We start from the raw sequence: 21,687 nt of genomic DNA, 5'->3' as shown, positions 1-21,687 counted from the left end.
TTCGCCGCCGACATGCTTGTGGTACCACATCCACGCTTCCGGATTGATCGGCTCGCCCACCGTGCCGATGATGCGCAGGCTCGACAGGTCATAGCTCTTCGGATGCACCTTGTCGTCGGCCTCGGCCGCCTTGATCAGCGAGCGGATCGCGGTCGGCGCGGTGTAGAACACCGTCACCTTGTGATCGTCGATCATCTTCCAGAAACGGCCGGCGTCCGGATAAGTCGGCACGCCCTCGAACACGACCTGGGTGCCGCCGCACGCGAGCGGCCCGTAGGTGATGTACGTGTGGCCCGTGACCCAGCCGATGTCGGCGGTGCACCAGAACACGTCGTCGGATTTCCAGTCGAAGGTCCACTTCATCGTCTGCGCGGCCCACAGCAGGTAGCCGCCCGTGCTGTGCTGCACGCCCTTCGGCTTGCCGGTCGAGCCCGACGTATACAGGATGAACAGCGGATGCTCGGCGCCGACCCAGGTCGGCTCGCAGCGGTCGGATTCGCCGTCGGCGAGTTCGTGCATCCACAGGTCGCGGCCTGCATGCCAGTCGATCTTGCCGCCGGTGCGGCGATAGACGATCACGCTCTTGACCGCCTCGCAGCCGCCCATCGCGATCGCCTCGTCGGCGATGCTCTTGAGCGGCAGCGTCTTGCCGCCGCGCGCCTGCTCGTCGGCCGTGATGAGGGCCACCGCGCCGACGTCGACGAGCCGCTCGTTCAGCGATTTCGCGGAGAAGCCGCCGAACACGACCGAGTGCGTCGCGCCGATGCGCGCGCAGGCCTGCATCGCGACGATGCCTTCGATCGACATCGGGATATAGATCACGACGCGATCGCCCTTGCCGATGCCGCGTTTCTTCAGCGCATTCGCGAAGCGCGACACGCGTGCGAGGAGGTCCGCATAGGTGACGCGGGTGACGGTGCCGTCGTCGGCCTCGAAGATCACCGCGACGCGCTCGCCGTTGCCGGCCTCGACGTGGCGGTCGAGGCAGTTGTACGACGCGTTCAGCTCGCCGTCGTCGAACCATTTGTAGAACGGCGCGTTGCGCTCGTCGAGCACCGTCGTGAACGGCTTGTGCCACGCGAGGCCCTCGCGCGCGAGACGCGCCCAGAAGCCTTCGTAATCCTGCTCGGCCTCGGCGACGAGCGCGCGATAGGCCGGCATGCCGGAAATGGTCGCCGTCTTCTCGAGCGCCGCGGGCGGCGCGAACTGACGGGTTTCGTGAAGAACCGATTCGATCTTGGACAAGCGTGTCTCCCTGCGTTCGTGTGATTCCTGACGGTGCTCGGGAAAACGCAACATGCATGCCAGTTGCGCGACCGGTGCGCGGCTGCGGCAAAACCCGCGACAGCCGGGCGCGTGATGCCCGATCCAGCCAGGCCGTCGGGTTTGCGGACGGTATCGCGATGCGGCGAGGCGTTCACAAATGCAGCAGGAATGTTGCAGTCCTGAGCAGTTCGGTGTGCGATCCGGCTGGCGCTCGCCCGGCACGGCCGCGTCACGCGAGCAGCGAGCGCAGCGCCGGTGCGTGCCTGAATTCCCGGATGCGTTCGAGCGCCGCCACCTCGAGCTGACGAACGCGTTCGGCCGACAGGTTCAGTTGCCGGCCGATCTCACGCAGCGAATACTCGTTGTCGACATCGATCCCGTAGCGCAGGCGAAGAATCCACGCTTCGCGGGCGGGGAGGCAATCGATCAGCGCTGCGACCGCCGTGCGCAACTGGCCGGCGCTCGCGGCTTCTTCCGGCGTCGGCGCGTCGGGGTCGATCGTGACGTCGCACAGCGTGAGGTCGTGATCGGGCGAAACCGGCAGGTCGGCCGAGATCGGTTCGCGCACGATACCCATCAGCTCGCGCACCTTGTCGACCGGCAGCCGCATCTGCGCGGAAAGCGCCCGCGCGTCGGCGACGTCGCCGGTTCGTTGCCGATGGATGCGCGCGAGCCGCGACAGCTTGTTGAGCGTATCGACCGTATGCGCGGGCACACGTATCGTGCGCCCGAGATCGGCGAGCGCATGCGTGATCGCCTGCCGGATCCACCAGGTCGCATAGGTCGAGAATTTGAAGCCGCGCTGGTGGTCGTAGCGATCGACGGCTTTCATCAGGCCGATATTGCCTTCCTGGATCAGATCGGCGAACCGCAGGCCGCGATCGGCATAGCGTTTGGCGACCGAGACGACGAGCCGCAGGTTGCTCTGGAACAGCTTCGTTCTCGCGGGTTGCATCGCCCGCTCGATACGCGACAGCCGCGCATCGAGCGCGATCGCGATGTCGAGCGGCAAGAGCGACTCGCGGGCGACGCGAGCGAGCGCGCTGCGCGCGTCGATCAGCGCCGGCGCATGGCGGGAGAGGGCGGCGGCGCAGTCGGGGTGCGCGGCGCTGCATGCGTGCAGCCATGCGTATACGTCGTCGCACGGCGTGAAGCGGTCGTGGCGTGCGGATTCCGTACGGATGCCCGAGGCGGCCAGCGTGTCGACGAGCCGCTTTTCGAACGTGCGCGCTCGGCTCGCGCGCTCGCGGTTCGCTTGCCCGATGCGTTCGATCGCGCGCGAGGTGAAGCGGATTCTGCTGGTCGATACGGCAGCCTCGCGCAGCAGCACCCGGTAAGCGGCCGATGCGAAACCGTCGGCGTGCAACGCATGCTGCATCGCCGATGCCAGCACACCGGCGCGCTCGAGCGCTTCGACGACCGTATCGCGCCACGCCGGGGTGTCGAGGGAAGGACTGGCGTCGTCGTCCGGCGCCGGCGATTCCGCGGTTGAATCGTTGGGCAACATCGTCGGCGCACTCGCGGGCGGAGCGATATCGCTGGCGAATCCCGTCACGTAAACCGACGCCGCCACCTTGCCGGCACGGATGTCGTCCGCGATCGCCGCGACGGCGGCGAGCGCCGCCGGATCGCGGCTCAATGCGTCGATGCATGCGGCACGGCCGCTTTCCAGACGAAGCGCGAGCGCGATCTCGTCGTCGCGTTCGAGCAGCGGCGTCGCGCTCATTTCCCGCAGATAGAGCCGGACCGGATCGTTGGTCCTGCCCGCGAGCAGGTCGTCGGCCGCGAGCGGCGTCGATGCGTCGGCGAGCGACGACGCGACTTCCGACACCGGAGAAAAATGGCGGTCGAGCGTCCACGCAGTACGCGCGCCGGCATGCTCGCGTACGTCGATGCCGAACTCGCGCAGCATCGACGCGGCCGCGTCGACAGCCGCGCGTTCGGCCGCGTCATCCGGCAACGCATCGGGCAACGCATCGGCGATTTCACCGTGCGTCACGTATCCGCGGTCGATGCCCAGCGCGATCAGCGCATGCAGATGGTCCGCGCGTTCGGCGTCCGCGCCGCGACGCGACGCGTCGTCGCGCTCGCGGGCGGGTCCGGCATCAAGCGAGCTTCGCATAGACGTTGCACCAGCCTTCGGCGGCAACCGTCTTGCCCGCGAACATCGGGCACGTACCGACGGATTCGCCCGCGGCGGCCTTGTAGAAGCGGCAGTTCGAACACGTCTGGCCGGCCTGATACTTCGGGAACTTGCCTGCGTCGACGGCCGTCGCCTTTGCGCGGTAGCCGAGCGTTTTCGCTGCCGCGTCGTTTTCGTCGACGGGCGGTGCGGCCGCGAATGCGCGCGGGCTGGTCGCGAGCGCGGCGCACAGGCCGGCGGCCTGCACGAAGAAGGTTCTGCGATGGCGGGAGATCATGGTGTCGTCCTGGATGAAATGACAAGAAAAAATCCGGCCCGCGCGCCGGGCATGCTGCCCGGCGCGGCGGTCGACCGAAACGAAAGCGGGCGGGAAAGTTACTTGCGCGGCCCGGCGATGAGCGGCGCCTTCGACGCGTTGGCGAGATCGGCGGTCAGCTTGCTCTGCGACGCGTCGTAGCCGTTCGAGTAAAGCAGGAACGCCATCAGGTCCTCGTATTCCTGCGCGGTCATCTTGCCGGGGCGATCGGCCGGCATGTTGCTCGACATGTACAGGAAGATGCCGCCGACCGTGATGTGGGACTTGCCTTCGGGCGCGAACGATTCACCGCTCAGCGCGGGCGCGGTATTGCCTTCGAGCTGGTCTCCGTGGCATTTCGCGCATGCATCGCCGTAGAGCTTCTTGCCGTGTTGCACCTGTGCCTGGTCGAACGACGGGACGCCGCTGCCTTCGCTCGTCGAAACCTTGATGAAGGCGCTCTTTGCCGGCCGCTGCGCGGACGCGATCGCGCCGTCGAGAAACCGGCCGGGCACGGGCGTGGCGGCGGCTTGCGCGATGTCGTCGGGAAGCGTCCAGCCGCGCGTGAGCGACGCGAGACGGCCGTTGCCGCTCATCTCCGACAGCGTGGCGTCGATGCGCTTTTGCAGCGCGTCCTTGCCCGGCCCGAAGGCGAACGACAGTTGCCAGTCGGAGTACGGCGATGCAGTCGCCGCCACCTTGAACCGTTGTTTCGGATGTGCACGCTCGTAGGCGACGACGCTCGGATACCAGACGATCGCGCGCTGCGCGCGGCCGGCGGCGAGCGCGCCGATCGTTTTCTCGCTCGTGTTCTCGAGGTCGAAGCGGGCGTTCGCCTGCTGCGCGGCGATCAGTTGCGACGGGCTGCCGTACGTGGCCGCGATCGTTTCCTTCGCGCCGGACGGCGCTTGCGCGTCGGGCAGCGACACGCTGACGTACCCGGAGCGCAGGTAGCCCTGCGAGAACGTCATTTTCGATCCCGACGCATCGGCGATCGCCGAACGCGGGAAGCCGGCGATCACGTCGCAGTCGCGTTCGAGCGATTTCGTCAGCTCGCTGGCGGAGATGCCGTCGTCGTCGCCGTTGTCGTCGATGCCGCGTGTGTTGAAGGTCGCGGCGATGCCCGCGGTGCGGAACACTTCGCGCGCCACGGAGCGGTCGAGCGCGGTGGTCGGGCTGCCGGGCAGCGTGCAGACGCGCACGCCGGCCGACGCGGCTGCCGGTGTCAGCGCCACGCCCACGGCGAGCAGACTGGCGACGGTAACGGAAGTGAGACGAGTATTCATGATCGTGTGTCCGGTTGAAGCGGGTGGGGCGTCGCGCCCGCATCGGGCGCATGCGGGCGCGACTCGGGCGCGACTCGTGCGTGGCGCCGGTTCAGTCGAGCGCGAACACGTAGAGCGTGCCGCCGCGCGGAACGTCCTTCGCGATGTCGGCCATCGGGCCGCCCCAGATCGGGTTCGCGCCGCCGTAGCCGGCGAGCACGGCGACATATTCCTTGCCGTCGACCTCGTACACCGACGGCTGCGAAATGATGCCGCTCGCCAGTTGCGGGCTTTCCCACAGCACCTTGCCGGTCGCCGTATCGAACGCGTACAGGTGGCCGTCGAGCGAGCCGCTGAACGCGAGGCCGCTCGCCGTGGTCGCGACGCCGCCGTTCCACGGCTTCTTCGACCAGTGGCTCCACAGCTTCTTGCCGGTGTTCACGTCGATGGCCGTCAGCTCGCCGTAGCCTTCGCTGCCCGGTTCGGGCTTGATCTCGAAGCCTTCGCCGAGATACGGCAGGCCTTCCATGTAGCTGACCGACTTGCCGGTCAGGCTCATGCACGCATGCAGCGCGGGCACGACCGCGATGTTGCGTTCCTGGTCGTACGAGATCGACCACCAGTTCTTGCCGCCGAGGAAGCTCGGGCACGTTTCGATCGTCGTGCCGGCCTTCGGGAACTTCGACGCGTCCTGGATCGGCTTGCCGTCGGCCGTGTAGCCGGTGACCGACAACGCCTTCACGAACGGCGTCGCGTAGATCAGCTTGCCGGTCGTGCGGTCGATCGCGTGGAAGAAGCCGTTGCGGTCGGCGTGGATGATCGCGTCGTAGTCCTTGCCCTTGTACTTGATGTCCGCGAGGACGGCCGCGTTCACGCCGTCGTAGTCCCACGTGTCGTTGTTCGTGTACTGGTAGTGCCACTTCAGGTTGCCGCTCTTCGCATCGAGCGCGAGCAGCGAGTCGGAATACAGGTTGTCGCCGGGGCGCAGCGCGGCGAGCCACGGGCCGGGGTTGCCGACCCCCCAGTACAGCGTGCGCGACGCGGCGTCGTACGTGCCGGTGAGCCACGCGGCGCCGCCGCCATGGCTCTGCATGCCGTCGGGCCAGGTTTCCGCGCCCTTTTCACCGGCGGCGGGAATCGTGTAGCGTTTCCAGACCTGCGAGCCGTCTTCCGGATTCAGCGCGGCGATGTAGCCGCGAATGCCGTATTCGCCGCCGGACGTGCCGACGACGATCGCGCCGTCGATCGCGAGCGGCGCGAGCGAGAACGCGTAGCCGAGGCCCGGCTCGAACATCTGCTTCTTCCACACGAGATTGCCGGTCTGCGCGTCGAGCGCCGCGATTTCGCCGTTCAGCATCGCGATGTAGACGTTCTTGCCGTACAGCGCGACGCCGCGGTTGACGACGTCGCAGCACGCGGTCTTGAACGACGCCGCGCCGAGCTTCGGCTCGTATTTCCACAGCTGCTTGCCGGTCTTGGCATCGAACGCGTAGACGTTGTCCTTCGGCGTCGTCACGAACAGATAGTTGCCGTTGACGATCGGCGTGGCCTCGAAACCCTGCTTCAGGTCGGCGGGGAACTTGTACGCCCACACCTGCTTGAGATCCTTCGCGTTCGACGTGTCGATCTGCTTGAGCGGCGAATGCGAGCGGCCGTCGTAGGTGCGGTAGTAGGTCAGCCAGCCCGGATCGCCGTGCGCATCGGTCAGGCGCTGGTAGGTCACGGCCGGGTAGTCCGCGGCCGCTTCGACGAGGCCGGGGTTCAGCGCGACGGCGGCCGCCACCGCGATGCCGATCGTCGCCAGCCGGCTCGCTGAAGCCGAGAGTTTCTTCATGGTTGTCTCCTGGGTCATTGTGGTCGCACCGCCGCGAACGATTCGTCGCGCCGGCACGGTTGGGGTTCCGGGCCGAGTGCACTGCCCGTCACGCAAGTCGCATGCCATCGCGGCTGGAAGCCGGTGTGGCGCGGCACACCGGCGCATCGCCGGTGATGCGTCGAGCGACGGCTCGCGCCATGGCGTCAACGAAGGTGTTGCATTCAGGTACACCGTCGCGCGCGATGTGTTGCCAAACATGACAGGTGGCGCAATCCGCAGAACAGCGGGCCGTCGGTCGCACGCATGCCGGTCCAAATCGATGTGCGGCGCAGCGCGCACCGCTTGCGCTCGCGGCGCTGGCACGGTTCTCGCACGCCGGCTTCGCGACAACCCGTCGCCGCGCGGTGCTTCGCACGGGCCGGCGGAATACAGGTGCGGAGACAACGGAAATGATCAGGAAAACAAATGAAGTTGGTCAGTGCCGCACGATGCGGCGAGGTCGGTGCGTGCGATGCGTCGGCACGGCGCCGACGCTCGGGATCGGCACGCCGCTATTGAATGTGCCGGCGAACGTGCAGACGGTGCGTGCGGCGGAACTCGACGTGCAGCACCGCGCGACGCTCACCGATTTCTTCGCCGCGAACCTGCAGAGCGTGACGATCCCGGACGGGCAGGGCAACCCGTATCAGACGGACGTCAACTATCGTCGTTTTATGGCGTCGCCGCAGCTCGGCACGCCGCAGGAACTGTCGGTGTTCGAGGAATTCTTCAACGGGCCGAACCATACGTTCGACGGCGCCCATCCGGTGAACGAACAGTTCGTCGGGCCGGGCGCGCCGCGTGGCGAGTGGGTCGGCGTGCGCTATGCGTGGGACTGAGCGTGGTGCGGCCGCGTGTGTGGTCGCGCCGTGACGCGAACGAGCGCCGGGTCGTCACGTGAACGGCACCGTCGCGAACATCGCATTCACCGCCCGTGCGACGCTGCGCGCCAACGCGGGCTCGCTTGCCAGATGCCCGGCCTTCACGCGTTCGATTTCCGCTTCGGGGGCGGCTCGCGCGAGGCGCTCGACATTGCCGACCGGGCAAACGGGATCGTGCATCCCGTGCGCGGCGAACAACGGCACGTGGGCTTGTGCGGCCCGTCGCGCGAGCGCGAGTACGCGGCGCTCGCCGAGCCAGCAATCGTGTTGCAGGTAGTGCGCCTGGATCCGGTATTTGTCGATCAGCCGGCCGACGGTCTTGTTCGACCGGACCGCGCGCACGGGCGAGCGGCGCGTTCGCGCCGATGCGAGGATGGCGTTTTCGTACGCGTGCCACGCGAGCGCCACCGCGCGCTGCTGGGCCGCGCTCGCGCCGTGGCGCAGCCGCTGCGCACAGCGCGACAGCAGGCGATCCGGCCGGCCGCCGCCGGCCGCTGCATGCAGGCGTCGCCATTCGCGAGGCGCACGCGTGCGGGACGTCATGAAGAGTCCGCGAACTTCGCGTGGCGACGTCAGGAACAGGCCGCGCAATACGACGCCCGTCACCCGCTCCGGATGCATGCCCGCATACGCGAGCGCAAGCGCGGCGCCCCACGATCCGCCGACGACGCCCCAGCGTGCAATGCCGAGCTGCTCGCGCACCGCCTCCAGATCCGCGATCAGCCGTGCGGTGTTGTTGTGACGCGTGCCGCCGCGTGGAGCCGATGCGCCCGCGCTGCGCTGGTCGACGAGCACGACGCGCACGCGGGTGAGGTCGAACAGCCGCAGGATGCCGGCCTGGCTGCCGCTGCCGGGCCCGCCGTGCAGCACGACGACCGGATGGCCCTGCGGAGCGCCGGCCACGGCGAATGCGATCGATTGCGCGTCGCGGTGCAGGCGCCGGCGCGCTGGCGTGGCCGGCGACATCGGCGTGTCGGGCAAGGCCCGCGGCGCGGGCGACGGCGTGGATCGAATCGGGTGACGCGTCATGTCGATAGGGTTCGGGCGGAATCGGGAAGGCAACCGTCACTCGGCCGGCCAGTGGCCGGATCGGTTCTGCGATAAAGCCAGAAACGCGCCAGCCCCGAAGATCCGGATTCGCACCGGTAGTCACGCATCGGGAAATCACGGTATCACGAAGGCCTGGCCGTCGCGTGACGCGACATGCCGCCGCCGCGCCCGGCCGATTCATTACATCGTGCTTTCAATTCGCGCCCGGGCGCCGGCGTGGCCCGATGCTTGCTTGCAATGACGGCAAAGAGTCCGGCAGTTGACCGGAAGGATCCCCCGGAGGAGACAATGCGCGATGACGTAGAGCAGGCGGCCGGGTCACGGGCCGCGCATCCCGCTGGCTGGCCCGCGCCGTCGATCCAGAAGGCCCACGAGCGCTCGGAGACGTTCGGCCTGCAGGTATCGGCACGGCCCGACTACGACGTGCTGTCGAATGCGGCGCTGGTGCTCAAGCGCGAGCAGAGCCGGGTGCTGTGCGTGCACGCGATGCCGGTGATGGAGACGCTGCACGAGCAGATCGTCAACACGCAGAGCATGATCGTGCTGACCGATGCGGAAGGGCTGATCCTGCATTCGATCGGCGACGACGATTTCCTGCGCCGCGCGGAGAAGGTCGCGCTGCGCCCGGGCGCGAACTGGGCGGAGAACCGGCAGGGCACCAATGCGATCGGCACGGCGCTGGCCGAGCTGTGCCCGATGGTCGTCCACGGCGACCAGCACTTCCTGGCCGCGAACCGCTTCCTGACCTGTTCGAGCGTGCCGATCCTCGATCCGTACGGCGACGCGATCGGCGTGCTCGACGTGACGGGCGACCACCGCAGCTATCACCAGCACACGATGGCGCTCGCGAAGATGTCGGTGCAGATGATCGAGAATCACCTGTTTACGACGACGTTTCAGGAAACGCTGCAGGTGTCGTTCCATGGCCGCCCCGAGTTCCTCGGTACGCTGATGGAAGGGATCGTCGCGTTCACCGCCGACGGCCGCTTCCTGTCGGCCAATCGCAGCGCGCAGTTCCAGCTCGGCATGCCGCTCGCCGCGCTGCGCGCGCACACGCTGTCGTCGCTGTTCGACATCACCAGTGCGCAACTGATCGACCGCATGCGCGCGAGCACCGACCGGCACCTGATGCTGAATCTCGGCAACGGCGCGGTGGTCTGCGCGCGCGTGCACTTTCGCCGCGCGACGCTCGCCGAAGGCAGCCGGCCGACGGACGTCCGCGACGCGGGGGCGCCGGCCGCGCGCGCGAACGCGGTGCCCGCGCCGGCGGCGGGCACGTCGGCCGGCCTGTCGCGGCTCAACTATCTCGACACCGGCGATGCGCACGTCGCGTGCGTGATCGCGAAGGTGCGCAAGGTGATCGGCAAGGACATCCCGATCCTGATCACCGGCGAGACCGGCACCGGCAAGGAGTTGCTCGCGCAGGCGATCCACAACGACTCGCCGCGGCGCGACGCGCCGTTCGTCGCGGTCAACTGCGCGTCGATTCCGGAGACGCTGATCGAGTCCGAGCTGTTCGGCTACGAGGAGGGCGCGTTCACCGGCGCGCGCCGCAAGGGGGCGATCGGCAAGCTGCTGCAGGCGAACGGCGGCACGCTGTTTCTCGACGAGATCGGCGACATGCCGTATCCGCTGCAGGTGCGGCTGCTGCGTGTGTTGCAGGAGCGCCTCGTGAACCCGCTCGGGTCGACGAAGACGATCGCGGTGGACATCGCGATCATCTGCGCGACGCACCGCGATTTGCGCGAGATGATCGCGCAGAACCGTTTTCGCGAGGATCTCTACTACCGGCTGAACGGCCTCGTGGTGCGCCTGCCGCCGTTGCGCGACCGCACGGATCTCGCGGTCGTCGTGCAGAAGATGCTGCAACGCGAGGCGTTCGCGGGCCCGGGCCGGCCGCCCTTGTCCGTCGCGCCGGACGTGATGGAGTTGTTCGTGCGTTGCACGTGGCCGGGCAATTTCCGCCAGCTTGGCAACCTGCTGCGCACGGCGGCGGCCATGGTCGACGACGACGGCGAAATCCGGCGCGAGCACCTGCCGGACGACTTCTTCGACGACCTGCGGCGCGGCGATGTGCAGGCCGTGCCGGCCACGCCCGATTTGCCCGCCGCGGCGAGCGCCGGCGCCGGGCCCGGCGTCGCGGACGCGTTGCCTTCCGCCGATGCGCGCCTGCAGGACGTCGCCGCGTCCGCGATCGCCGCCGCGTTGGCCCGTCACGGCGGCAACGTATCCGCCGCGGCGCGTGCGCTCGGCGTCTCGCGCAACACGATCTACCGGAAGATGCCGGGCGCCGACGCGGGGCGCCATCCGTCCGACGAAAGCTGACGCCGCCGTCGTGCGGTGCGCGACCTGTCACAGCCGGTGTGTCAAGTTGCAACACCGGTGTTCAACGATTCAACACCTGTCACCACTCGCGGACATCGTGCCGCCGGGGTGGTGGCATGCATTCGCGCGAATCGTGTCGGCTATTCGTAAGGATTCCGCCCCGCTGCCCGGATGACGGCGGTCTACCGCCGCTGCACCGCCGAAATACGGCTTCGGCACGCTCCTTGCTGAAGATGAATCGACCGCTCGATTGCCGCGGTCGTTCGACTCACCCAGCAACGCATCCATCATCAACTCGACAGGAGACACACCATGCAGTGGACGACACCGTCTTATACCGACCTGCGCTTCGGCTTCGAAATCACGATGTACATCGCCAACCGCTGATCGCCGTGCGTGCCGCCCGTTTCGCCGTGGTCGGCGCGGGCGGCCTCGGGAGCTGACGCCCATGAAGATCAAGATACTCGGCTCGGGAGCCGGCGGCGGGCTGCCGCAATGGAACTGCAATTGCGCGAACTGCCGCCGTGCGCGCAGCGGAAGCGGCCACGTGCTGCCGCGCACGCAGTCGTCGATCGCGGTCAGCGACGACGGCGTCGACTGGGTGCTCGTCAACGCGTCGCCCGACATTCTTTCCCAGTTGCGCGCGGATCCGGACCTGCAACCGGCGCGCGCGATCCGCGACAGCGGCATCGCCGCCGTCCTGCTGTGCGACGCGCAGATCGATCACGTGACGGGCCTGCTGATGCTGCGCGAGCGCTCGACGCCGCTGCCGCTCTACGCGAGCGCGCCGGTGCTCGACGACCTGTCGACCGGCTTGCCGCTCGTGCCGCTGCTCGGCCATTACTGCGGCGTCGCCGCGCACACGATCGTGCCCGGCGAGCCGTTCGCGGTGCCGGCGGCGAGCGGGATCCGTTTCACCGCGATCGCCGTCGACAGCAAGCCGCCGCCTTATTCGCCGCGACGCGCGTCGGCCGCGCCCGGCGACAACATCGCGCTGTCGATCGAGGACGTCGCGAGCGGGCGGCGCGCGTTCTATGCGCCGGGGCTCGCGTCCGTCACCGACGACGTGCGCGCGGCAATGGACGGCGCCGATCTCGTGCTGGTGGACGGCACGTTCTGGACCGGGACCGAGATGATCGACCTCGGCCTGTCGGGCAAGCACGCGGCCGACATGGGGCATCTCGCGCAGTGCGCGGAAGCCGGGCGGCCCGGCATGATCGACTGGCTCGACAGGCTGCCCGCGCGAACGCGCAAGGTGCTCACGCACATCAACAACACGAACCCGATTCTCGATCCGCATTCCGTCGAGCACGCGCAGCTGCGCGCGCATGGCATCGACGTCGCACACGACGGCATGCAATTCCAGGTCTGACGATGAACGCACCGATCCCCGCTACGGCGTTGCACGCGACGCCCTGGACCGCGACCGAATTCGAGGCGCGCCTGCGTGCGCTCGAATCGCGCTATCACATCCATCATCCGTTCAACCGGCGGCTCAACAGCGGCGCCTGTTCGCCCGCGCAGATCCGCGGCTGGGTCGCGAACCGCTTCTACTATCAGATCTGCATCCCGCTCAAGGATGCGGCGATCCTGTCGAACTGCCCCGACCGCGACACGCGGCGCCGCTGGATCCAGCGGCTGATCGACCACGACGGGCAGGGCGACAACGAAGGCGGCATCGAGGCGTGGGTGCGGCTCGGCGAGGCATGCGGCCTCACGCGTGCCGAACTGTGGTCGCTCGAACACGTGCTGCCCGGCGTGCGTTTCGCGGTGGATGCGTACGTGAACTTCGCGCGGCGCGCGCCGTGGCAGGAAGCCGTGTGCTCGTCGCTGACCGAGATGTTCGCGCCGCAGATCCATCTCGACCGGCTCGCGGGCTGGCCGTCGCATTACCCGTGGATCGAGCCGGCCGGGCTGCATTACTTCCGCAGCCGCGTGCCGCTCGCGCAGCGCGACGTCGAGCATGGGCTCGCGGTCACGCTCGCGCATTTCACGACACCGGACGCGCAGCAGCGCGCGCTCGGCATTCTGCAATTCAAGCTCGACATCCTGTGGTCGATGCTCGACGCCGTCGAAAAGGCCTACCCGTTATGAACGCGATCGAAGCCGCCAGCGGCGTGCCGCTGCGCCCCTGCCTCAGGGGCATGTACCGCCTGCAATGGGAGGCGGCCCAGGATGCGTACGTGCTCCTCTATCCGGAGGGCATGGTCAAGCTCAACCCGAGTGCGGGCGAGATACTCGCGCGCTGCGACGGCACGCGCGAACTGGACGACATCATCGGCGAACTCGAGCGCCTGTTCATGCAATCGGATCTCGCGACCGACGTCTACCGTTTCCTCGATCATGCGCGACTGCGCGGCTGGCTGGACTGACATGACGCCCGACACTTCCCGTCCGTCCGCGCCGCTGTGGCTGCTCGCGGAACTCACGTACCGCTGCCCGCTGCACTGCGCGTTCTGCTACAACCCGGTCGATTTCGCGACGCACGGCGCGGAACTCGACACCGACGCATGGCGCACGGTCATCAGCGATGCGCGCGCGCTCGGCGCCGCGCAAATCGGCTTCTCGGGCGGCGAGCCGCTGCAGCGCGGCGACCTCGAGACGCTCGTCGCGCATGCGCGCGGGCTCGGCTTCTATACGAACCTGATCACGTCGGGCATCGGGCTGAACGTCGCGCGCATCGAGCGGCTCAAGGCCGCCGGGCTCGACCATATCCAGTTGTCGCTGCAGGATTCGACGCGCGAGCTGAACGATTTCCTGACCAGCACGCGCACGTTTGGACTGAAGCGCGACGTGGCGCGGCTGATCAAGGCGCATGGCTACCCGATGGTGCTCAACTGCGTGCTGCATCGCTACAACCTGCCGCACGTGGGGCAGATCATCGAGATGGCGCTCGATCTCGGCGCCGATTACCTGGAGCTCGCGAATACGCAGTACTACGGCTGGGCGATGCTCAATCGCGACCAACTGATGCCGACCGTCGAGCAGGTGCGCGAGGCCGAGGAAACGGTCAACCGCTATCGCAAGCTGATCGGCGAGCGCTGCAAGATCCTGTTCGTCGTGCCCGACTATTTCGAGCGCCGCCCGAAGGCGTGCATGAACGGCTGGGGCTCGGTGTTCCTCGGCGTCGCACCGGACGGCACCGCGCTGCCGTGTCATGCCGCGCGGTCGCTGCCGGGGCTCGCGCTGCCGAACGTGCGCGACCGGTCGCTACGGGAAATCTGGTACGACAGCGATGCGTTCAACGCGTTTCGCGGCGACGACTGGATGCGCGAGCCGTGCCGCACGTGCGACGAGCGGCATGCGGATCACGGCGGTTGCCGCTGCCAGGCCTACCTGCTGGCCGGCGATCCGAAGGAGGCCGATCCGGTGTGCGCGAAGTCCGCCCATCACGGCCAGGTCGAACAGGCCGTGCAGTTCGCGCGACGTCGCGCGCCGAGCGACGAACAGCCGCTGGTTTTCCGCAGCAAGGAGAATTCGCTCGCGCAATGCGGCGCGGCGTGCGACGGCTGAGGGGGCACGGCCAGGACGAAAGCCGGGCGAGTGAGACAGCGCGACGCGATGGATGTCGGGACAAGCGATAGGCAGTCCTCTTCACCTCTCCTGAACGATTTGCGTATGCAAGAACGGCTAGACGCTGGACGGAACGCGTGACGCGGATCGCTGCTTTCGGTATGCGACAGACGAGCGGGGTACGCAGTGTCGTCGACGATCGCGCCGGCTCGCGTGGCATGCGCATCGCGTTGGCTGTCGTTGCGCACGGCACCGCGCTCGTCGAACTGGATGCCGATGCGGCAGAGCGGGTGGTCGCCGCGCGTGTCGTGACCGGCAGCGGCTATCCGCGTCTCGATACGGCGGCGCGGTGCTGGCGAGCCGCTGCGCGACGCATGCAGAGAACGGCGCGCCGTCGCCGATGCGGGCCCGCGTGCCGATCACGTTCAATCTCGATGAATGACAGCGCACTTGCGCGGCATCACCCGTCATCGGCCTTTGCCTGCAAATCCTTCAGCCCCTGAATCACGACCAGCAGCGCACGCCCGTGTTCGTCCGAGCCGTCCCACGCGTCGACGATCGCGTCGCGCAGCAGGTCGTTGTACCGGCGGCGCGACGGCTCCGCATCGACACCATAGAAACTGCATAGCTTGTTGAATGGCGCGCTGCGGCGCAGCCGGCACCCGTTCGACAGCCGAAGGCGCGACACGGTTGGCTGGCTGACCCCGGAAAGTCGCGCGATTTCGCTGGACGAGCGTGTATCTGCCATCAGGCGGCGCAACAGGTCTTGAACGGGAAAATCTTGGTCCGGGGCTTCCATGCGATGCATTATACCTATACAGTTACGGCTGTTGAATGGGCTTGCTGTCAGCAGCGAGGCTGGATCCCGAGAAAGTTGATGACACTGAAACACCTCCCACCCACGTTCTGCTGGACCAAGATCGGTACCGAGTCCGGCGAGGAACTGCCGACCGTCGTGCTCCGCAAGGAATGGGAGCGCCGGCTCGGGGGCGGGCGTTTTCTGTGGGGCATCAACCAGCCGCTCGGCAGCAGCGCGCAAGTCGCCGCGCATCGCACGGGCTCGCTGCTCGCGCTGTTTTCGCCGGTCGCGTCGCGCCCGCGCGCGGGTGAGCGCAAGGACGCGCTGCTGTGGAATGCCTGGGTCGACGCAAGCGGGCAGGTGCGGCCGTTGCCGCCGCATACGTTCATCGCCAGCCGTTCGACGTTACCGTCGGGCCGGCGTCGCGAGCAGCACTACGCGCTCGTGTGCGCGTCGTCCACCGCGCTGACGGTCGGCACGCAGTTGCGCGTGTTTCCCGACCATCTGCGCAGCGTGAGCACCGGCAGGCCGCTGGGCGCCGCGCAGGGCGCGGCCGTGGTCGACTGCATCGGGCGGGCGAAGGAGCAGACGGGCAAGAGCTATCCGCTCGCGCTGTCGGTCGAGCTCGAGGCGCCGTATTTCGTGCGGCTTGCGCAGCCGTGCGTGTTGAAGGCACGTGATCTCGCGGAAGTGAACAAGGCCACGCGCGCGGGCGATTTCGATCGCTTCGTCGAGCTGGTCGCGCGCCTGCGCGGCCGTTCGCCGACGGACGCCGTGCGCGGCGTCACGCGCGATCTGTTCGACGTGCCGCCGCTCGAAACGGCGGCCGCGTATGTGGCGCCCACGCATGCCGCGCGCCTGCGCAACCGGCCGGCGGCCGAGCATCCGCGCGATCTCACCGGCGATCTGTTCGACCTGTCGCCGGGCGAGGCGGCCGCGTTCGCGGGGCTCGCGCATCCGCGCATCGGGCGCGCGTGACGACACGCGCGAAGTCGTTCGCGCAAGAATTTGTTGCAATCTCGCCGTAGCGGATCGGCGAGCGCGGAGGGACAATCGGCACGAAGCGCGCGGCGCGGCGGCCGATGCGTCGACACGCGACGGGTCGTGGTTCATGCCGCCGACATGCGCACCACGCACACTGAGCGTCGGCGTGCTTCACACTGCAATCCTGAGGGAGGAGTGTCGATGTCGACCCACATCTGTTCGCGGGAAGCCCGGGCCGCACAACGCTTCGTCGAAGCGACGCGCAACGTCGATCAGGCGTTTCGCGCGGTGCGCGGCGAAAGCGACGACGACGGCTCGTCGGTCGAATACGCACGCGCGATGTCGCGTCTCGATCGCGCGCTCGACGAGCTGGCGCGGGCACAGGAATTCTTCGATCGCATCGTCGGCGCGGACACCACGCACGACAACTGACGGCTTCGTCGTTTCTCTTTTTCGCGCGTCGGGCGACGCGCGTTCATCTTCTTGCCGGGCGCGCATGCCGGGCATGTCGGTTCGTCACCCCGTTGCGTCATCCCGTTTCGATTTCCGACGTCAGGCCTTGCAGCCTTCGGCCGGATCGCCGCTGTAAAGGGGGAGCCGTGCGTCAGCCCGCGCGCGTCATGCCCGGCGCGGACGGCGCGGCACGAGACGCGTAGCCGCGATGCTGGAACGACGTCGCGAAAAACCGCATCTGGTAGCGGATCGCATTCGCCCAGTAATCCCACGTGTGGCCGCCCGGCCGCTCCGCATAGTCGTGCGGCACGCCGAGCGCGACGAGCCGTTCGTGCAGCGTGCGGTTCGAGTCGACGAATGCATCGTCGCGGCCGCAATCGATCGTCAGGTCGAGATGCGCGCGCACGAACGCCCGCGCGCTTTCGGCGATCACGTTGCGGTTCCAGAACGACGGATGGCGGTCGGGATCGCCGAACACGTGGGCGATGCCCGGCTCGTCCGTGCAGCAGCGCGGATCGACCGCGCCGCTGATGCTGCCGACCGCGCCGAACGTGTCGGGCCGGTCGAGCGCGATGCGCAGTGCGCCGAAGCCGCCCATGCTGAGCCCGGTGATCGCGCGCGCGTGCTGGGCCGCGATCGTGCGGAAATGCAGGTCGACATAGGACACGACTTCATCGCCGATGAAGGTCTCGTAGCGGCTGCCCGAATCGAACGGGCTGTCGATGTACCAGCTTTCATGTCCGCCGTCGGGCATCACGAGGATCACGCGATAGCGGTCGGCCAGCGCGGCGATGTGCGTGTTCGACGTCCAGTCGGTATGGTCGCCGCCCGAGCCGTGCAGCAGATAGACGACCGGATAGCGTTCGCCGTGGTTGTCGCGTGCGTAGTCGTCGGGCAGCACGATGGTGGCCTTCAGCGTTTCGCTCATCGCGGCGCTCGGAATCGCGACGACCCGCGCGTGGAACGCGAACGCAGGGCTCGTGACGGCGAGCAGCAGAAGCAGCCAGAAGGTACGTGCCAGGCGCATCGATCCTTGCATGTGTCGACCCAGTCCGGCCGGAGGCCGGGAAAACCCTGTTCCGACGACTCTAGCAACCGCGCCTTTCAACCATATTTCGGCGAATCCTACGGGTTGTCAGGCAGACGGCTTGCATACGATGCGTTCGATGGCGGCGCGCAACGCGTCGGGCCGCTCGGCCTGCGCGGCAAGCGAGATCGCGTCGGGCGGCATGGCGCGATGCGCGCCGTAGCCGAGCAGGTCGGGGCAGAGATGCGGGCCGTTCCATCCGCGCACGTCGAACGTGCCGATGAAACCGTGAATGAAGACGACGGGCGTGGGCGGGATCATGCGGCCGCCGCTGAAGGCAGGGGCGGCAATTCGAGTTCGGCGAGCAGTTCGTCGAGTTCGAGCACGTGCGTGCGGTCGTGGTCGAGCAGCTCGCGCACGAGTTCGTCGAGCGACATGCGGCGGATGCCGTCGCGCAGCCCGCAGCGTGCGAGTTGCGACGGTTCCAGCGCGGCTGCGGTGGCGCACAGCGCGGCGCGGCCGCGGCCGAACGCCGCGACGGCGAGATCGAGCGGTTGCGCGAGATAGTCGCGTTGCGCGGCGAGCGCGGTGCCGTCGACGGACTCGATCACGGGCAGCTCGGCCGTGCGCACGGCGTCGATGCGCGCGGCGAACACCGCATCGAGATCGCGCAGGTGGCACGCATGTTCGACGAGCGAGAAGCCGGTGCCGGCCGGGCGGCGCGTGGCCAGCCCCGCCGGCACGTGCGCCGCACAGGCAGCGAGCCGGGCGGGCATGCGAGCCAGCGCGGCGACGACGTCGGCGAACGGCAGCCGGTGCGGGTACGCGCTGAATACCGCGCCATAGCTGAACAGCGCACCGCCGAGCCGCCCGCGCGCCTGCACGACCTCATGGCCGTGGCGGCGCATGACGTCGGCGACCATCGCGCCGCAGAACTGGCGGGCCGTCGTGTCGGCTTCGACTTCGGGGAAGGTGCGCGCGATCTCGTCCTGGATCGCGCCGATCGCGGCGACGCCGACGCGCGACAGCGCCGCGAACTCGAGATAGCGCTCGGGCTGCTCGATCAGCGCTTCGAGCTGGGCGCCGAGCGCGGTCAGGCGGAAACGGTCGAAACGGGAATGCGTGACGGAGCCCTGCCGAATAACGTGACAAAACGATACGTTACTCGGCGGGGCTCCGTCAACCGGTTCCTCCGGGTGCGTGCGAGGCGGCTTTCGCCGCCCGCCGGCCGTTTCAGGGCTTCTGTCGGGCGTCGACTTCCGCACGCATCCGCGCTTCCTGCTCCTTTAGCTCGGGCGTGAATGCGTCGCCGAAATCCTCAGCCTCGAACAACGGGCGGATCTCGATGTCGGAGTCGCCGGGCATCGGGTTCGGGCAGCGCTTCACCCATTCGACGGCTTCTTCCATCGATTTCACCTGCCACAGCCAGTAGCCGGCGACGAGCTCCTTCGTTTCGGCGAACGGGCCGTCGATGACGGCGCGGTTCTTGCCGGAAAAGTGCACGCGCTTGCCGCGGCTGCTCGGGTGCAATCCGTCGGCGGCGAGCAGGATGCCGGCTTTCACGAGTGCTTCATTGAAGCGGCCCATTTCGGCCATGAGTTCGGTGTCGGGCATCCGGCCGGATTCGGAATCGGCGGTGGCTTTGACGATGACCATGACGCGCATTGTCGTATCTCCTTGAACGGGAAGAGGGCGTTTGCCGGCGGTGCGATGGCAAAACGATCGGTTACGACAATACGACGCGCGACGGCGACGCAAATCGACATCGCGGACGAAAAATTTTCACGCGCGGTCGGAACGGTGGGAGCACCGCGCGGCCGTTCCGTTGTCACGGAGTGCATCGGCAAAACTGGTATGCTGATCCGCATCACGTGTACGCGGAGGACGCCATGGCTGCTAAGGAAGTGTCGAAGAAGAAGTACCTGAAAATCCTGAACAAACGCCTGCGCGCGGAGCCGGCGGCCCCGGCCGGCGCGTCGTTCGTCTTTTTCCCGCTGGGAGCGAAGGCGAAGCATGCGACGGGCGTCGTGTCCGGCGACACGCGCAGCAAGCGCGAACTGGCCGTGCTGGCCGCGGTCCAGCGCAAGGCGGCCGAAGAGTTCGTCGTCGCCGACGCCTGACGGGCCTCGCTGCACCCCTGCCGGATGACCGCTGCCGCGGCCTACGCGGCGGCGGCTTCGCAGTGAGCGATCGCGCCGGCGAGCACGCGTGGAATGTCGTGCGCGCCGGATGCGAAGCCGGTCGATTCGCGCAGCAGGCCGGGCACGGCGGTGAACGCCCGCCCGGCCTGAATCGGGCTCAAAGCCAACCCCGCGATCAGGACGCCTCGTCCGCTGCCGCCGCCGGATACCGGCCGTTGCCGCCCGCTTCATCGCCTGCCGCCAGCTGCTCCAGCGCGAGCCCCTTCGTCTCGATCCCGAGCGTCCATACGGCGATTGCCGCCGCGATGAACGACAGCGCGCCGAGCGTGAACACGCCGCCCTGGCCGAACACCGGCAACACGACGCCGACCACGTAAGGCCCGATCAGCGAGCCGACGCGACCGATCGCCGACGCGAAGCCCGAGCCCGTCGCGCGTGCGCCGGTGCCGTACAGCTCGGGTGTGTACGTGTACAGCGCCGCCCACATCCCGAACAGGAAGAACTGCATCGCGAGGCCCGTGACGATCAGCAGCGTCGTGCTGCCGCCGTACAGCGCGCTCTGGCCGTACGCGTACGCCATCACGCCGCCGCCGATCAGCGATGCGATGCAGGTCGGCTTGCGGCCCCAGCGTTCGATGAGCCACGCGGCGCACAGGAAGCCGGGCACGCCGCCGAGCGAGATCAGCACCGTATAGAACACCGATTTCGTGACTTCGAAGCCGGCCTGCTGCAGCAGCGCGCCGAGCCACGACGTGAGGCCGTAGAAGCCGAGCAGCGCGAAGAACCACAGCAGCCACACCATGATCGTGCGGCGGCGGTACACGCCGCTCCAGATCTCGCGCAGCGCGCCGCGGCCACGCGCGGCGGCCGGTTCGGCGAGCCGCGACGGCGGCGGCAGCGTCGTGACGCCGGCCGAGCGCATCACCTTCGCCTCGATCGTGTGCATCACCGTGTCGGCTTCCGCGTGCCGGCCCGCATGTTCGAGCCAGCGCGGCGATTCCGGCACGATGCGGCGCACGACCAGCACGAACACGGCCGGAATCGCGAGCAGCGCGAACACGGTGCGCCAGCCGAACTGCGGCAGCACGAAATACGCGACGATGCCGGCCGTGATGAAGCCGAGCGGCCAGAAGCCGTCCATCAGCGCGATCAGGCGGCCGCGCTTCTCGGTCGGCACGAATTCGGACAGCAGCGTCTGCGCGACCGGAAACTCCATCCCCATCCCGATGCCGAGCAGCACGCGGTAGACGATCAGCGCGTCGACGCTCTGCGCGGTCGAGCACAGGTACGACGCGGCGCCCCACAGCACCATGCTCCACTGGAACACGGGCCGGCGGCCGAAACGGTCGGCGAGCAGGCCGGCCACGGCCGCGCCGAGCACCATCCCGAAGAAGCTCGCGCTCGCGACGAGGCCGGCGGCCGCGGTCGACAGCCCGAACTCCTTGCGGATCGAGCCGAGCACGAACGTCATCGTGCCGAGATCGACCGAGTCGAAGAAGAACGCGATCGCGATGATGAAGAAGATCCGCTTGTGATAGCCGGAGAACGGCAGGCGTTCGAGCCGGGCGGCGGCGGAGGCGGGAGCGGTGGCGGCGGGCATGGCGTCCTCTGAAATGAAAAAGGGGCCGTGCAGCGCATGCTCCAGGGCCCCGATGCTTCGTATTCAGTAGACGCGACCACAAACTGCCGC

The 21,687-nt window shown here is 68.2% G+C and carries 21 protein-coding genes and 2 pseudogenes; 10 read left to right on the top strand and 13 right to left on the bottom strand.

What is annotated here, in order from left to right:
• From HWW87_RS21885 to HWW87_RS21865, 5 genes are all read right to left on the bottom strand, one after another.
• Window positions 1-1,245, bottom strand: a 1,245-nt coding sequence (locus tag HWW87_RS21885) for an AMP-binding protein (RefSeq protein ID WP_175822098.1), incomplete at its 3' end; no start/stop codon positions are given.
• Between the two features lie 250 nt (window positions 1,246-1,495).
• The gene (locus HWW87_RS21880; protein ID WP_175822097.1) at window positions 1,496-3,388 is read right to left on the bottom strand and encodes a sigma-70 family RNA polymerase sigma factor; all 1,893 of its coding nucleotides are present in this window, start codon (window positions 3,386-3,388) and stop codon (window positions 1,496-1,498) included.
• The gene (locus HWW87_RS21875) at window positions 3,372-3,686 is read right to left on the bottom strand and encodes a high-potential iron-sulfur protein (RefSeq protein ID WP_175822096.1); all 315 of its coding nucleotides are present in this window, start codon (window positions 3,684-3,686) and stop codon (window positions 3,372-3,374) included. Before HWW87_RS21875 ends, HWW87_RS21880 begins: the two co-directional genes overlap by 17 nt.
• 98 nt (window positions 3,687-3,784) lie before the next feature.
• The gene (locus HWW87_RS21870; protein WP_175822095.1) at window positions 3,785-4,990 is read right to left on the bottom strand and encodes a c-type cytochrome; all 1,206 of its coding nucleotides are present in this window, start codon (window positions 4,988-4,990) and stop codon (window positions 3,785-3,787) included.
• 91 nt (window positions 4,991-5,081) lie between these two features.
• Complete coding sequence (locus tag HWW87_RS21865; protein ID WP_174430950.1) at window positions 5,082-6,803, bottom strand: methanol/ethanol family PQQ-dependent dehydrogenase; 1,722 nt, start codon at window positions 6,801-6,803, stop codon at window positions 5,082-5,084.
• A gap of 497 nt (window positions 6,804-7,300) precedes the next feature.
• Here HWW87_RS21865 and HWW87_RS21860 point away from each other — a divergent pair.
• A pseudogene (locus HWW87_RS21860) lies at window positions 7,301-7,543 on the top strand (TonB-dependent receptor); the annotation flags it as partial.
• Window positions 7,544-7,717: 174 nt separating this feature from the next.
• On the opposite strand, the gene HWW87_RS21855 reads toward HWW87_RS21860, so the two are convergent.
• Window positions 7,718-8,734, bottom strand: a complete 1,017-nt coding sequence (locus HWW87_RS21855; protein WP_175822094.1) for an alpha/beta fold hydrolase — start codon at window positions 8,732-8,734, stop codon at window positions 7,718-7,720.
• A gap of 309 nt (window positions 8,735-9,043) precedes the next feature.
• Here HWW87_RS21855 and HWW87_RS21850 point away from each other — a divergent pair, with 309 nt between their 5' ends.
• The 6 genes from HWW87_RS21850 (at window position 9,044) to pqqE (ending at window position 14,593) form a co-directional block, all read left to right on the top strand.
• Entirely contained in the window at window positions 9,044-11,080 is a 2,037-nt protein-coding gene (locus HWW87_RS21850) for a sigma-54-dependent Fis family transcriptional regulator (RefSeq protein ID WP_175822093.1), read from the top strand.
• Window positions 11,081-11,392: 312 nt separating this feature from the next.
• On the top strand, window positions 11,393-11,467 hold the full coding sequence (gene pqqA, locus HWW87_RS21845; protein ID WP_006485436.1) for a pyrroloquinoline quinone precursor peptide PqqA: 75 nt from the start codon (window positions 11,393-11,395) through the stop codon (window positions 11,465-11,467).
• A 61-nt stretch (window positions 11,468-11,528) separates the two neighbouring features.
• The gene (gene pqqB / locus HWW87_RS21840; protein WP_175822092.1) at window positions 11,529-12,452 is read left to right on the top strand and encodes a pyrroloquinoline quinone biosynthesis protein PqqB; all 924 of its coding nucleotides are present in this window, start codon (window positions 11,529-11,531) and stop codon (window positions 12,450-12,452) included.
• 2 nt (window positions 12,453-12,454) lie between these two features.
• Window positions 12,455-13,174, top strand: coding sequence for a pyrroloquinoline-quinone synthase PqqC (gene pqqC / locus HWW87_RS21835; RefSeq protein ID WP_175822091.1), 720 nt, complete (start codon window positions 12,455-12,457; stop codon window positions 13,172-13,174).
• Window positions 13,171-13,452 (top strand): pyrroloquinoline quinone biosynthesis peptide chaperone PqqD, encoded by a 282-nt coding sequence (pqqD, locus tag HWW87_RS21830; RefSeq protein WP_006480620.1) that lies wholly within the window; start codon window positions 13,171-13,173, stop codon window positions 13,450-13,452. Before pqqC ends, pqqD begins: the two co-directional genes overlap by 4 nt.
• Window position 13,453: 1 nt before the next feature.
• Window positions 13,454-14,593 (top strand): pyrroloquinoline quinone biosynthesis protein PqqE, encoded by a 1,140-nt coding sequence (gene pqqE / locus HWW87_RS21825; protein ID WP_175822090.1) that lies wholly within the window; start codon window positions 13,454-13,456, stop codon window positions 14,591-14,593.
• A gap of 460 nt (window positions 14,594-15,053) precedes the next feature.
• Here the strand turns inward: pqqE and HWW87_RS21820 are convergent, their stop codons facing one another.
• Window positions 15,054-15,392 carry an XRE family transcriptional regulator gene (locus HWW87_RS21820; protein WP_175822089.1) on the bottom strand — a complete coding sequence of 113 codons (339 nt, stop codon included), beginning with the start codon at window positions 15,390-15,392 and terminating at the stop codon, window positions 15,054-15,056.
• 78 nt (window positions 15,393-15,470) lie between these two features.
• Here HWW87_RS21820 and HWW87_RS21815 point away from each other — a divergent pair, with 78 nt between their 5' ends.
• Together HWW87_RS21815 and HWW87_RS21810 are read left to right on the top strand one after the other, a co-directional pair.
• Entirely contained in the window at window positions 15,471-16,370 is a 900-nt protein-coding gene (locus HWW87_RS21815) for a hypothetical protein (RefSeq protein WP_175822088.1), read from the top strand.
• Between the two features lie 207 nt (window positions 16,371-16,577).
• A complete protein-coding gene (locus HWW87_RS21810) occupies window positions 16,578-16,808 on the top strand; it encodes a hypothetical protein (RefSeq protein WP_175822087.1) in 231 nt (76 codons plus the stop codon).
• Between the two features lie 172 nt (window positions 16,809-16,980).
• On the opposite strand, the gene HWW87_RS21805 is transcribed toward HWW87_RS21810, so the two are convergent.
• From HWW87_RS21805 to HWW87_RS21790, 4 genes and pseudogenes are all read right to left on the bottom strand, one after another.
• Entirely contained in the window at window positions 16,981-17,856 is an 876-nt protein-coding gene (locus tag HWW87_RS21805) for an alpha/beta hydrolase family protein (protein ID WP_175822086.1), read from the bottom strand.
• A gap of 165 nt (window positions 17,857-18,021) precedes the next feature.
• Window positions 18,022-18,177 (bottom strand): annotated as a pseudogene (locus HWW87_RS21800) (alpha/beta hydrolase); the annotation flags it as partial.
• Window positions 18,174-18,998: a DinB family protein gene (locus tag HWW87_RS21795; protein ID WP_175822125.1), complete on the bottom strand. Its 825-nt coding sequence runs from the start codon at window positions 18,996-18,998 to the stop codon at window positions 18,174-18,176. The gene HWW87_RS21795 and the pseudogene HWW87_RS21800, both read right to left, overlap by 4 nt.
• Window positions 18,999-19,089: 91 nt before the next feature.
• Window positions 19,090-19,521: a YciI family protein gene (locus HWW87_RS21790; protein WP_175822085.1), complete on the bottom strand. Its 432-nt coding sequence runs from the start codon at window positions 19,519-19,521 to the stop codon at window positions 19,090-19,092.
• A gap of 224 nt (window positions 19,522-19,745) precedes the next feature.
• On the opposite strand from HWW87_RS21790, the gene HWW87_RS21785 reads away from it, so the two are divergent.
• The gene (locus tag HWW87_RS21785) at window positions 19,746-19,976 is read left to right on the top strand and encodes a hypothetical protein (protein ID WP_174430966.1); all 231 of its coding nucleotides are present in this window, start codon (window positions 19,746-19,748) and stop codon (window positions 19,974-19,976) included.
• A gap of 41 nt (window positions 19,977-20,017) precedes the next feature.
• Here HWW87_RS21785 and HWW87_RS21780 read toward each other — a convergent pair whose 3' ends face one another.
• Both HWW87_RS21780 and HWW87_RS21775 read right to left on the bottom strand, forming a co-directional pair.
• The gene (locus tag HWW87_RS21780; RefSeq protein WP_175822084.1) at window positions 20,018-20,158 is read right to left on the bottom strand and encodes a hypothetical protein; all 141 of its coding nucleotides are present in this window, start codon (window positions 20,156-20,158) and stop codon (window positions 20,018-20,020) included.
• A gap of 14 nt (window positions 20,159-20,172) precedes the next feature.
• Window positions 20,173-21,597 (bottom strand): MFS transporter, encoded by a 1,425-nt coding sequence (locus HWW87_RS21775; RefSeq protein WP_175822083.1) that lies wholly within the window; start codon window positions 21,595-21,597, stop codon window positions 20,173-20,175.
• Window positions 21,598-21,687: the final 90 nt, after the last annotated feature.

Source organism: Burkholderia sp. BCC0419 (assembly GCF_902830285.1).
Taxonomy (GTDB): Bacteria; Pseudomonadota; Gammaproteobacteria; order Burkholderiales; family Burkholderiaceae; genus Burkholderia.
The sequence above is the reverse complement of the archived record's forward strand: the minus strand, read 5'-3'. Positions and strand labels throughout refer to the sequence as shown.